Origin of the sequence: Cohnella sp. LGH (assembly GCF_017671885.1) — a bacterium.
Taxonomy (GTDB): Bacteria; Bacillota; Bacilli; order Paenibacillales; family Paenibacillaceae; genus Cohnella; species Cohnella phaseoli.
Window position 1 is genome coordinate 7,619,001 of record NZ_CP072117.1, and the last position, 12,394, is coordinate 7,631,394.

The window sequence follows — 12,394 nt, forward strand, 5'->3', positions numbered from 1 at the left end:
GTCCCTCCATTTTTCCGGCTAGCCCTTGATGGAACCAATCAACAATCCCTTAATAAAATACTTTTGCAAAAAAGGATATACACAGGCGATCGGCAAGATGGTAATCACGGTGATCGCCATTTTGAACGTCTGCGGCGTGATCGAGCCCATCTGTCTATTCCCTGCCTCCTGCAGCTGCTCAATCGTCGAAAATTGATTCAGCATGTTATATAGCACGTATTGCAGAGAATGCAGCTGCGGATACATCGTATTGTAGATTTGCACATCCATGAACGAGTTCCATTGATTGACGCAATCGAATAGGACAACCGCGGCAAAAACAGGGGTACAGATAGGGAAAATGACCCTGAAAAACAGCTTGATATCGTTTGCCCCGTCCACAACCGCAGCCTCGGATAGTTCCTTCGGCAAAGCCTCGATATAGGTTTTGATGAGCACCATATTAAATACCGATATGGCGCCAGGTATCACATAGATCAGAAAGGTGCCTTTCAGATGGAGAAAGCCCATCAATAAATACATGGGAATGATGCCGCTCGAAAAATACAAGGTAAAAATAAAATACCTGCGAAAAAATTTAATGCCGAGCAGATCAGGCCGGGACACGACGTATGCGGCCATCGAGGTAATAAATAGCATAATCGCCGGCCCAAGTATGCTTCGTGCGATCGAAATGAACGCCCCGTTTAATACGGCGGGATACGCGAATGCTCGTTTGAACGAGTCTAACGTGAATCCCTCCGGCCACAATACGAGCCCCCCCTTCAGCATATTGGGGCTGCTTAGGGAGTAGCTGAAGATGTAAATGAACGGGATGATCATAACCGCAAGGATGATCAACATAAACAACTGATTGGATAAATCGAATGCAGTACCGCTTAAAGATCGTTCTTTCATCTCGTTTGCCTGCCTTGTTAGAAGATTGCCTTATCCGTCGCTTTTTTCGAAATGGCATTCACTGCGACAATGAGGATGAGACTGACAAATGTTTTCATAATGCCGACCGCTGTCGCATAGGGGAAATTCAGCAGTTGAAGGCCGTACTTGTAAATATAAATATCGAGAACCTCCATCTTCTCCCAATTGGTCGGATTCGTGAATAAATAGAATTGCTCGAAATTCGAATTCAAAATCCAGCCGCTGTTCAGTATAAGCAGGACGATTAAGGTCGAAATCATACCCGGAATCGTAATGTACCACATCCGTTGAAAACGGTTCGCTCCGTCTATTTGCGCCGCTTCGTAGTACTCGTTCGATATAGACGCGATGGAGGAAATAAAAATAACGCTGTTATATCCGAGATATTTCCATGCACCCAGTGCGATCATGAACACCCAGGCGTACTTTGGATCTCCCAGAAAATTGAATCCCTCTTCAACGATCCCCCATCCGACAAGCGTCTCGTTAATGGCGCCGGCCGAAGTGGCGAACAGCGCGCTGGAGAACGAGTAGATAATGACCCAGGAGATAAAAAAGGGAAAGAAGGTAATGGTCTGAATCAGCTTCCCGAAAAACCTTACCCGGATTTCATTCATTAACAAGGCGAATATAAACGCGGTCACCAAGTTCGTAATGAGCGATCCGATATTCATAGCCAGCGTATTGCGCAGCAAATAGATATAGTCGCTGCTTTTCGCAAAGAAATTCGTAAATTGCTGCAGTCCCGTCCATTCCAGCGAAGAATAGTCGCTCCCCGGCCGGTAATTGACAAAAGCGATGATCCACCCTGACAAAGGGATATAGGAGAACAGGAAAACCAATACAAACGCCGGCAGCAGCATCAGGAACAGATACCGTTGCTTGACGAACGTTGCCATCACTTTACGCTTCCTTGCAGGTGCAATCGTATTTCCCATGAAACGTCCCTCTCTGTCCGTTGAGCGGAAATAGAGGATCGAATTCTTTGCCCCGATCCTCCATTTCCCTTTCAGCGGCTTCCTTATTTATACTGAGCTAATAGACCAACCTTTTCCTGATAAAGCCTGTTGTATTCGTCCACGACTTCGTTCGGGTTAAGCTTCATATATTCGGCGACGATGGATTGATACAACGATTCGAATTGCTCATCCGTTTTCGGTTCAACAATCAGCTTCGCAGAGTTTTTCACGCGGAAATCGACCATTTTCTGCTGCAAAGCGCCGATCTCCGAAGTGGTGTCGAGCGAGATTGTCGAAATCACGCCGGTATGAGCCGATACTCCCGTTTCCAGGAAGTAATCTTTCGAGCTCGACCAACCTAGTTGATGAAAAGCATCCTTCGCCTCGGGCGTAAGCGTCAGATCATCTCGGATTGCCGGATCCTGATTCAAGCTGTAAGGACTGCCATCTGGGGCATTCGTCGCTACATTGCCAAGGAAGTTAAACAGGTCGAACCCGATTGCGTTATACTTTTCCGAATCTTTCAACGCATCAAGGTAAGCTTCCGTAGGGGTGCGCTTGCCATCCTGAATTGTGTAATGCTTGCCCTCGATACCCGACTGCAGGAGCAGCTTCCCTTCCTCTGTAGCCACCCAGGCAAGCAACTCCTCAATGCGCTCAGGATGCTTGGCATTCTTGGTAATCGCGTACATGGCGTTCGGCCTACTGTCTTCCACGCGAATTAACCGTTTCTCGTTCCGTTCGACCTGCGTCATGCTTCGAACCGGCATATTGATGTATTGCATTTCCGGGTGACCGGCTTTAATGAGCCCTTGATTGGAATCCCCTAGCCCCCACACGTAATACCATGTCGATAAAGCTCTGCCGCTGTTCAACTTTTCTTGTACTTGATCCGCTTTATCCGTGAATGAATCTTTATCCAGAATGCCCTCGCGATACAAATCGTTAAAGAATTGCAGGCCTTCTTTGACATATTCGTTCAGCATATAATCCTCGAAATTCTGCTCCGCGTCATTCCACACGACCCCGAGATTGCCCGCCGCAGCGAAATATCTTCCGCCCTTCTCGTACATAATTCCGGAAACGCCCTGAATTCCCCACGGCTCGCCGAAAGGCACAACCATACCAATCGTTTTCTGTCCGTTCGTCGTCGGATTATCCTTCAGCGCTTGCTTCAAAAAACGGATATAATCGTCAGTCGAAACCAGATTCGGCCAGCCCTGTTGCTTGAGCGCATCGATTCGTACGCCGACATCGTTGACTTCTACCAAGTTCTCGAAGTTCTGAGGTACGCCGCCTTCCCATTTGTACAGCTTCCCGTCGGGTCCTGCCAATTTCCATAACGGAATCTGCACCTTGTATCTTTCCGCGAATTCCGGCGCGCTCTTCACGAAATCGTCCAGAGGCCGCAATGCGCCCGCTCTGGCATATTTATCGAATGTGACGTTGTCCGATATGGCGACGATTTCCGGGTAATCCCCGCCGGCCAACATCAAATTCAGCTTGTCCACCATATTCCCCGGAGTTTGGACAAATTCGAATACGAGATTGAACTTGTCCTTAATGATTTGGCCGATTTCGGTTTCATCGCTTCTTTTCTGTTTGATGGCCAATTGGGTCAGGACTTTAATGACATACTCCTCTTTTGCAGCCTCATTCCCTGATTCTCCTTGCCCGGCGCTTTGACTCGATGTGGACGGAGAAGAACCGGATTTGGAACCGGACTCACACGCAGCTAACGCAACAAGACTTAGAACGATAACGACAGACAACCCCATTTTCCATAACGCCTTCAACTGTATCCCCCCAGAAATTTTAAGTATAGCGCTTACAATTAAAAGCTTATCGAATCCGTGCTAGCTTTCATATCGCTATACATTAGCTGTTTTATATCATTTTTTTAGATGATCCTCGCGATATTCCGTAGCAGAGAAACCTGTTATTTTCTTGAATACTCGAGCAAAATGGAAATAATTGATGTACCCCGCTTCGTACGCAACCTCCTGTACCGAAAGCGACGTATCTCGAAGAAGCCCGCACGCATACGCGATTCGCTTACTGGTCAAGTATTGCAGGAACGTATCGTTGCCCGCCTTGCGGAACAGTTGACTCACATAGCTTATATTCAGGTTAAGCTCGTCGGCAACGCTCTGAAGCGACAAGTCCTCATGGAAATGTTCGTCAATATACGCAATCATTTTGCCATATGTCGTATCGTTAGATTTCGGTTCCCGGGCGGAATGCAGGAGCGTAGGGAAATCCGCAGCTTCCGTTCGTTGGATCGCCTTTTTAGCCAGCTGTCTCTCGCTGAACTTGTCCAGCGCCTCTTTGATCTCCGCCTTTTCAAACGGCTTAAGGCAATAGTTAATTGCCCCATATTGGATCGCCTTCTTCGCGTAATCAAAATCCTTGTAGCCCGTCGCTATGATAAAATCCGCACGATCTCCCCGTTCTACGCACCTTCTTATCAATTCCAATCCATCCATGCCTGGCATGCGGATGTCGGTAAATACAAGATCCGGCGAATGCTGCGCAATTTTCTCGTATCCCTCGATACCGTTAAAGGCTGTGTCCACGATATGAAAACCGTGCGCTTGCCAATTGATCATATTATTCAGGCTTTTGACCACCCATTTCTCGTCATCGATCAACATCACCTTATACATGAGGAACACCTCTTCGTCCTGGAATGTGTATGCTGACTTCCGTTCCTAAACCCGGGGCACTCTTAATGCCGAGCCCGTACTCGTCTCCGTACATCGTCCGCAGTCTGTTGTGCACGTTGACAATTCCGAGATGCTCCTTATTCCGGTCCCTCTCAAGAAACTCGTCTCCGGCGGCAAGGTCCATGCGGATGGATGCAAGCTTCTCCTCGCTCATGCCGACTCCGTCGTCCCTCACCCGAATCACGATATCGCCATCCGGCTTCATTCGGCCCTCAAGATGCAGATGTCCTTTATCTATCCGATTCTCCAAGCCATGCGTAATCGCATTCTCCAGAATAGGCTGCAAAATCATCTTGATGACGCAGCAAGAGAGAACCGATTCCTCGACATCGATCTGAGCTTCGAATCGGTCGTCGAATCGGAACAACTGCAGCTGGATGTAGGATTTCGCGATATCCAGCTCCTGTTTGAATGTCACTTCTTCGTGGCCTTTGATACTGTATCTCAGCATTCGACCCAAGGCAGTAATGTGGTCCAGCAAGTCGTTCGCTCCGGTCTCGCTAGCCATCCCCTTGAACGATTCCAGCATATTGTACAGAAAATGCGGATTTACCTGCTGCTTTAAATAGGCAAGCTCCGCCTGCTTCTTCATCAGCCCGAGGGACATTATACGGGTCTTCGAGGCAACGACCTCATTCGTTAAGTTGCCGATTTCGTCAAGCATTTCGTTAAATTTGTCAGCCATTACCGTAATCTCGTAGTAACCGGTCATTTGCAATCTCATTTGATGATAATAAATATTTTTGACTTGTCTGATTTGAACGAAGCGCATGAATGTGCGGATCGGGTCGATCAGATTGCGGTTGATCACCCATAGCACGAACAGCATGAATGGAACAACCAGTGCAAATATCCATAAATATGTCTTCCAGACCTTCTCCAAACCGCGCTGCAAATCGTACTTCGAATAGATGTTGACCACTTTGCCCTGGATCTCCGGCACATCCGCCGACTGGACAACATATCGTCCGTCGCTGTTCCATTCGGTAAGGTCCAGCCTTTTTCCAAGCATCGCGCTATCGTTTCCGGCACTGACAATTCCGTTCCGGTCTAGCACATAGAAATTTCCGAAACCGTTTTCAAGCATCGTATCGAATTGGGGAAACAAGGCGTCCAGATCCAGAATAGCAACCATATACCCGAGATGTTTGACTGGAACGACATTGCGAATTTCCGCTCCCAGCATGAAGAAATTCTGCTCGCTCCCGTTCGCGACGATCGTTCTGAAGCCGGCGTAATACAGCTTGGACCGACTGTCATTCATCTGCGAGATCTCATCAATCGTTTCCATAACCGCCTGTCTCTTGTACGGATCCGACATATAGTTAAAGTTGCTTCCATTATCGCCAATGACAGTCATGCTATTTATGCCATTCTGCACTTGGGTGACTAGAGCGACATGGGAATCTACCTTACGAAAAAAGTCCATCTTTTCCAGCACGTCTTCCGTTTGCAGATACAGATGGATCTCCGGGTTATAAATCGTATTTTTGACCACACTATCGATATTGTCTAACTGGGATTGAATATATTGCGTAACCTTGTCCAACAGCTCGGCAGAATATTCGCGGTTTTTCTCGTAAAGCATCTTCTTCGACTGGTTAAAGGTCAAAGCCATTACGAGGACCGTCACAAGCAAAAACATAACAAAAACAACCAGCAGTTGGAGCTTAATCGGACGCTTCTCAAATAAATTCAACGTTCTCTCCCCCCTGATTATGCATAGTATAGTTCGCAGTCTCATTACGCTCGTAAAAAACAAAAGCGGGATTATCGACAGTATAAACGTAAGTTAATATAACATAAACGAAAGCATTCCAAATACAATACGAACTAAAATAAGCGGGTTGGGTTAGTGAAATCCGTCAACCCGAACACTTCTGATTTTGGAGGAACTGTTAGAGATAAGAGGGGCGAGCAAAATTGAGCGGATGGGCCGCCTCTAACGGTCTGGCGGACCGTTACGCGGGCGAAATCGAGTGGAAGACTGCCTCTAACGGTCTGGCAGACCGTTACGCGGGCGAAATCGAGTGGGCGACCGCCTCTAACGGTCTGGCAGACCGTTACGCGGGCGAAATCGAGTGGGCGACCGCCTCTAACGGTCTGGCAGACCGTTACGCGGGCGAAATCGAGTGGGTGACCGCCTCTAACGGTCTGGCGGACCGTTACGCGGGCGAATTCGAGCGGATGACCGCTTCTAACGGTCTGGCGGACCGTTACGCGGGCGAATTCGAGCGGATGGCCCGAGCCGGGGAGCGAAGGCCAAAAATGTGCCTCGACGCGACCCGGGCCGGGATGCGAAGGTCGCTCACCGTTCGCCTAACCTGACAACATTGGGAGGAGGAGCAGTCCTCAAGTCGGCTCTAATAAATTTCTAAGACTGTCTATGTTGCGAACGCTGATTTTCTTCCGATCGATACGGATTAGCTGCTCGTTCTGGAATTCAAGCAGCAATTTCGTCACCGTCTCGCGAGCCGTTCCCGTCATATCCGCCAAATGCTGATGCGTCAGCTTCAAATCAATTAAAATGCCGCCGGAAAAGGGCACGCCATGCTGCTCTGCTAATCGCAGCAGCATACGGGCAATACGCGTGCGCGCATCGTGAATGGTCAAATCCGTGATTAATTTATTGGCACCGCGAAGGCGCTCCAAGGTGGTTTCCAGAATGCCAATCAGGATTTCGGGCTTGCTTTTAACCAAGGGAATGAAATGACGTTTCTTCAAAATACAAAGCGTGGACTTCTCGATTGTTCTTGCAGAAGCGGAGTGTTCCCTTTCATTTTGCAGCAAAGCCATCTCTCCAAAATAGTCCCCTTCTCTAAATATAGAAAGAATGATGTCCCTGGAATGGTTATTTTGATAAATTTGAACGACTCCCGATATCACCAGATAGAGCGCTTCCCCTTCATCGCCTTCCAAGAAAATATACTCGCCTTTGGAGTAATTGCATATGCTGCACAGCTTAGAAATCTCGGCTAGATGTTCATCGTTAAGCTGCTCGAAAAGCGGAAAATCACGCAATAATTGTGGATTCATCCTTGCCACCTCCGTTATAACCATTATAACGGTTAATATCGCGAAGAGTTGAAAAAGCTTCGACGAATGCGCAAAAGGCGCTCCGGATATCGGAGGCGCCTCTTGGCATCAGGCTATGGGAGATGGGAATGGAGCTTACTTGTTATTTGGCTAGCGCCCCTTCGCCGGTTGTCGGATTTTTCGGCTTATGGTGGAAGAGACGGTCGGTGCCCTTATGAATCAGCGGGAGCACGTAGCGGTCAAGTCCGAAGCGTCCGGCGTTCGTTCCGGCGACGACGACCAGCATTCCGAGGAGCAGCAGCCAAGGGTTCGTGCTTACGGTTCCGGCGAAGAGGAACATGAAGTTCATCATGAGTCCGAAGAAGGCGGCGGTCAGCGTTAACGTTCCGAGTATAAGTCCAAGTCCGACGAGGAATTCGCCCCAAGGGATCAAGACGTTAATGATCTTTACGTTCGGCAGTGCAAAATGTTCCAGGAACGCTTGGTAGGTCGGGTAGACCGCCTCCCCTGTCGCCTTGTCGATGACCGGGTTGTTAACGGCGTTGTTCAGGAACCCCCCTGCGTTAAACGGCGTTGCTCCGGTAATTTTATGCCAGCCTGCCGTTAACCAAGCATATCCGACTACGAATCTGACGATCGTTACGATGATAGCCGCAATGCGGTTTTCTCTCCAAAGCTTCATCATGTCACTCACTCCTCAATTGGGTGTAGGTTTATTTGAACTGATTCGATTATGCGTCCGTTAGCTGCTGCTTGTTCGCCGATGTTCGAGATCGTTTGGGAGACATCGGGATCACCTTCCTCGTTGGCTTTGTGTTTGTCTTTCATGGCTTTATTGTACGTCCAGTTGCGATTTTAATTTGTGATTAAAATCACAAAGTGGATCATGTTCATTTTTATGCCACATTTGATCGCCCCACTCCGCTCAATTTATCGACTCAGAAACTGAACCGCGGCAAGGCAAACTCCTAGGAAGAGACATAGCGGACTATGCAACTGTGCATCCCATTTGGCGAATAACGTGTTCGTTGGCTTCTTAAAGAAACCGACCCAGCGGAAATCCCCAATAGCTCGCAATAAAAATACGACAGATAATGCCCAGCCTCCATACCGTAGCAGCCACTCCGAGAAAAGAAACGACTCCACAGCTTCATTAGCCTCCAGAACAAACCATCCGGCCAGAGCCAAAGCCACAGCAACGAGGATTGTAGCGGTCTTGGAAGGCCGAAACAATGGAGCCTTGCCGTTGCTTGGAACCGCGGCTTCGCCTCCCCATCTTCCTCCCGCCGCCCAATACCAATGAATTCCGCTAAGCAGAAATAAGATTCCTCCAACGATCCAGGCAATGACCTCTATCATGTGAACGCCTCCCTTATCTATCTGATAAGAATATCCCGTCGCCGATGGCGAACGAAATCAGTTCTTTCTCCCGCTTATATCGTTTGTTCTGTTCCAAGGCCGCCGCATCGTCCACTTCCGCCGCCATCAGAACCATTCGATCCTCAAGCATCCATTCCAGATCCAACGTTTTCAGCCGAAATTCGATTCATCTTAATGTCCGTCACGATCACGTCCGGATCGAGCCGTTCGACTAACAGTAAGGCCTCTTCACCGTCTTCCGCAGTATAGACCTCGCCCACTCCGCACTCCGCCCACGGGAAGACCGTCTTCAGCCCCTCGCGTATTTCCTTCTCGTCGTCGACAATAAGTACCTTATGCATCTCCGCCACGCCCCTCTTCAACGACTTCCATCTATCGGCATCATATTGCATCGGCGGCAATTGTTCAACCTCCGGTGTCGCAATAGAAAATCGGACAACGCAGCCCGGATCAGGCTCAAACGACGTTTGTACGAAAAACCGTACAACGCAGCTCGAATTAGGCTCAAGAGACGGACGTTTGTACGAAAAACCGTACAACGTAGCTCATATCAGTCCCGATCAACGAACATTTGTACGAAAATTCGTACAAAGCGACCAAAATCAAAGGTTGTATGACACTAAAGCGTCTTCGTTGATGATAGGAGGCTGGAATTATCTGTGCTATACTATAAGATCGCATGACTACATAAAATTAAAGGAGATCAACATGAACAGTCACAGCAGTTTACAAGTTTTGCTTGATGACATTTCAAGTAAACAAAAGAAAGGCTTACCCTTTATTTTAGCGTCGATATGTATTTGGGGAATTATCACTATAATTACATTCAGTTCGCTAGATCTAATGGTAAAAAACATCATTACGCTGTCTTGCGGAGCGCTGTTGTTTCCGATATCCACCATTTGGGCAAAAATACTAAAGGTAAATTTATTTTATAAAGAAAATCCCATGATTAACGGACTACTTATTGCCACAAACAATCAAGTGTTATACTTAATTATTTGCGTCTTCCTTCTAATTAAGGCTCCCACGCTAGTACTGCCGGCATATGCCGTCATTTACGGCGCACATTTACTACCCTATTCCTTTTTTTATCAATCAAAAGGCTATAGGATTGTTTGTATTTTTATTTGCTTAGCCATTTTGGTAGGGCTTGTTTTTTTACGACTAAGTGTTGGTTTTATACCCGTAATTGTTGAAATTGGTGTAATTTCTTTAGCCATTCTGCTGCGCAAAGAATTACAAAAAACGAATTAATTCTAGCACAACATAGACAAAGCCCGGGAGCCGAAGCCCCCGGGCTTTTAATTTATGAAGTGGTTCACCTATCATACTCGTCCACGTCAAACGTCAGAATCTTATCGAAGATCACGTATTCGCTGCGCATGGCGAACGGACCTTGATTCCATGTCTTAGTGAACTTGTATTTAGCGGGGCCGACTCCCGCATCCTTGGCATCGTACCAGGCGAGGAAAGCGCTAAGCTCGGCTTCGGAAAGCTCGTATTCCTTGATCTGGCCGCCCAGCAGGTAGATCGTCAGAAGCGCCCCCGTCGAAGTTGTCCCGCCTACTTGGGCAGAGGCTTCGTTCGAATATGCGCTTTCCTGCCCGAGATCGTTCGTTGCCGTGACTACGTAGTAATAAGGAGTGTTCGAGTCGACCTTACTATCAGTGTACGTAGTCCCATAGACGCTCTTGGCAACGGTGATGTACGGCCCTTCCTCGTAGACCGATCGTTTCACTTTATAGTACGTTGCGCCGGTCACGGACACCCAATCCAAGGAAATCGTTCCCTCCGCATCGTTGCCGCGAGCTTGCAGATTTTGAGGCGGGCTTATTTTCGGTACAACCGACACTTCGTTCGATCTCTCGCTCTCTCTTCCCTCCATGATATAGGTCACGACATAATAATAAGTCGTCCCGTTCGTGACAGTGCGATCTTCGTAAGAGTTGGATGTCGAGGTCCCGATATGAACATAAGGACCATCCGGAATTTTCGAACGTTTGATATAGGCGTATGTGGCTTCCGTCACGCTGGGCGTGGACCAACTCAGGGTTACCTTTCGGTCTTCGGCAGTGGCCGCAAGATCCTCAATCGGAGGTTGGGTAAGCGCACCGAATACATCGAACTCATATAGTCGAGCTGCGTTCAGGTTAGGATCGATATTCTCAATATGGATATAGACAACGTTTCTAACCGGCACCTGTAAGTGCACCGTTTGAATCGCAGAGGTGCGTTCGATCTCCTCCGAGTATAAAAATTGTCTCAACCCGTTATAGAAAGTTAATCTGGCCCTCCCCTCGGTTAAAAACGACTTGTAGCTCGTAATCGTCACCGGCGACGATCCCCATTCCAGAATAGACCCCGCATAGATATCCGCAGAAGTTTGCAGATCATTATCCGTTGCACGGCTGTCATATTGCCCCGGCCACGTCGTATAATAGCCTTCTTTACCATTCAATAGTCCGCCCATTGCGGCATAGATCTGCGTTGCAGGAACGAACAAGCCGAAGATCAGCATCAAACCTAGCCATACACATATGTTCTTTTTCACCCGTCTACCTCCAGTAGTTTTTATTACTTTCACTAGTAGGTGGCAATCGTATGACATTGAGTTGTCCCAGGTCGATCTCTCCATCCGCCCCGCTTTATCAATTTCACTTTTCCATGTATAATTGTAATAACAGTTAAACAGTATAATAAGGGGGAATAATTGATGAGTAAGGGGATTGAGATGGAACGTAAAGTAACTAAATTCGGCAACAGCCTCGGCATTACGATGACCGAAGCGTTGAAACAAATCGGACTTGAAGTTGGCGATACAGTGTCTATCGACGTTAAAGAAGAGAATGGCGAAATCATCATTCGCAGAGCTCGTAAAGTCCAGTTGCCGGCCGGAATCAGCTCTGATTTTCTTGATACATTGTCTCAAGTCATGGAAGATTACGATGACACATTAAAGGGTCTGAAGGATCGCTAACATGGACATTCGTTACCTATCCGTTCAAGAAGTCATCGCAATTAACGTAGCTGTAATTCAAAAATATAGCCCTGGTGAACAAATAGGCGTCAAAAGTAGCAGTCTGCTTGAATCCGCTGTTTTACGGCCGCAATCCTCAGCCTTTGGAGATGACGCCTACCCCACTCTATTCGACAAAGCTGCTGCTCTTTTCGAGTCACTCGGGCAGAATCATCCCTTTCATAACGCAAACAAGCGCACGGCCTTTACAGCTCTCGTCATTTTCATTCGATATAACGGCTACCATTTTGTCATGGATCAAAAACATGCTGAGGATCTGACGGTTGACATGGTAAACCACCATTATACTTTCCAGCAGCTTTCCGCCATCAAACGTGAACATAGCAAAATGTAAC

The 12,394-nt window shown here is 47.7% G+C and carries 15 protein-coding genes; 4 read left to right on the forward strand and 11 right to left on the reverse strand.

Going from position 1 to position 12,394, the window contains the following annotated elements; translation table 11 throughout:
* Positions 1 to 18: 18 nt before the first annotated feature.
* From J4772_RS31370 to J4772_RS31390, 5 genes are all read right to left on the reverse strand, one after another.
* Positions 19 to 897 carry a carbohydrate ABC transporter permease gene (locus tag J4772_RS31370; RefSeq protein WP_209072914.1) on the reverse strand — a complete coding sequence of 293 codons (879 nt, stop codon included), beginning with the start codon at positions 895 to 897 and terminating at the stop codon, positions 19 to 21.
* A 17-nt stretch (positions 898 to 914) separates the two neighbouring features.
* Positions 915 to 1,856 (reverse strand): ABC transporter permease subunit, encoded by a 942-nt coding sequence (locus J4772_RS31375; RefSeq protein WP_209072915.1) that lies wholly within the window; start codon positions 1,854 to 1,856, stop codon positions 915 to 917.
* Between the two features lie 83 nt (positions 1,857 to 1,939).
* Entirely contained in the window at positions 1,940 to 3,673 is a 1,734-nt protein-coding gene (locus J4772_RS31380; protein WP_209072916.1) for an extracellular solute-binding protein, read from the reverse strand.
* A 96-nt stretch (positions 3,674 to 3,769) separates the two neighbouring features.
* Positions 3,770 to 4,543 (reverse strand): response regulator transcription factor, encoded by a 774-nt coding sequence (locus J4772_RS31385; RefSeq protein ID WP_116062887.1) that lies wholly within the window; start codon positions 4,541 to 4,543, stop codon positions 3,770 to 3,772.
* Complete coding sequence (locus J4772_RS31390; RefSeq protein WP_209072917.1) at positions 4,536 to 6,302, reverse strand: sensor histidine kinase; 1,767 nt, start codon at positions 6,300 to 6,302, stop codon at positions 4,536 to 4,538. The genes J4772_RS31385 and J4772_RS31390 overlap by 8 nt, the downstream gene beginning before the upstream one ends.
* A gap of 224 nt (positions 6,303 to 6,526) precedes the next feature.
* Here J4772_RS31390 and J4772_RS31395 point away from each other — a divergent pair, with 224 nt between their 5' ends.
* Complete coding sequence (locus J4772_RS31395; RefSeq protein WP_209072918.1) at positions 6,527 to 6,931, forward strand: hypothetical protein; 405 nt, start codon at positions 6,527 to 6,529, stop codon at positions 6,929 to 6,931.
* Between the two features lie 24 nt (positions 6,932 to 6,955).
* Here the strand turns inward: J4772_RS31395 and J4772_RS31400 are convergent, their stop codons facing one another.
* From J4772_RS31400 to J4772_RS31420, 5 genes are all read right to left on the reverse strand, one after another.
* Positions 6,956 to 7,639, reverse strand: a complete 684-nt coding sequence (locus J4772_RS31400) for a Crp/Fnr family transcriptional regulator (protein WP_209072919.1) — start codon at positions 7,637 to 7,639, stop codon at positions 6,956 to 6,958.
* A gap of 142 nt (positions 7,640 to 7,781) precedes the next feature.
* Positions 7,782 to 8,324 (reverse strand): DoxX family membrane protein, encoded by a 543-nt coding sequence (locus J4772_RS31405; protein WP_209072920.1) that lies wholly within the window; start codon positions 8,322 to 8,324, stop codon positions 7,782 to 7,784.
* Between the two features lie 245 nt (positions 8,325 to 8,569).
* A complete protein-coding gene (locus J4772_RS31410; protein WP_209072921.1) occupies positions 8,570 to 8,998 on the reverse strand; it encodes a DUF3995 domain-containing protein in 429 nt (142 codons plus the stop codon).
* Between the two features lie 13 nt (positions 8,999 to 9,011).
* The gene (locus tag J4772_RS31415; RefSeq protein WP_209072922.1) at positions 9,012 to 9,149 is read right to left on the reverse strand and encodes a hypothetical protein; all 138 of its coding nucleotides are present in this window, start codon (positions 9,147 to 9,149) and stop codon (positions 9,012 to 9,014) included.
* On the reverse strand, positions 9,142 to 9,411 hold the full coding sequence (locus J4772_RS31420) for a response regulator (RefSeq protein WP_247741248.1): 270 nt from the start codon (positions 9,409 to 9,411) through the stop codon (positions 9,142 to 9,144). The genes J4772_RS31415 and J4772_RS31420 overlap by 8 nt, the downstream gene beginning before the upstream one ends.
* Positions 9,412 to 9,727: 316 nt before the next feature.
* Here J4772_RS31420 and J4772_RS31425 point away from each other — a divergent pair, with 316 nt between their 5' ends.
* On the forward strand, positions 9,728 to 10,276 hold the full coding sequence (locus tag J4772_RS31425; RefSeq protein ID WP_209072923.1) for a DUF7010 family protein: 549 nt from the start codon (positions 9,728 to 9,730) through the stop codon (positions 10,274 to 10,276).
* Positions 10,277 to 10,340: 64 nt separating this feature from the next.
* Here the strand turns inward: J4772_RS31425 and J4772_RS31430 are convergent, their stop codons facing one another.
* Complete coding sequence (locus tag J4772_RS31430) at positions 10,341 to 11,573, reverse strand: fibronectin type III domain-containing protein (RefSeq protein WP_209072924.1); 1,233 nt, start codon at positions 11,571 to 11,573, stop codon at positions 10,341 to 10,343.
* Positions 11,574 to 11,735: 162 nt separating this feature from the next.
* Here J4772_RS31430 and J4772_RS31435 point away from each other — a divergent pair, with 162 nt between their 5' ends.
* On the forward strand, positions 11,736 to 11,999 hold the full coding sequence (locus tag J4772_RS31435; RefSeq protein WP_209072925.1) for an AbrB/MazE/SpoVT family DNA-binding domain-containing protein: 264 nt from the start codon (positions 11,736 to 11,738) through the stop codon (positions 11,997 to 11,999).
* Between the two features lies 1 nt (position 12,000).
* Entirely contained in the window at positions 12,001 to 12,393 is a 393-nt protein-coding gene (locus J4772_RS31440; protein WP_209072926.1) for a type II toxin-antitoxin system death-on-curing family toxin, read from the forward strand.
* Position 12,394 lies beyond the last annotated feature (1 nt).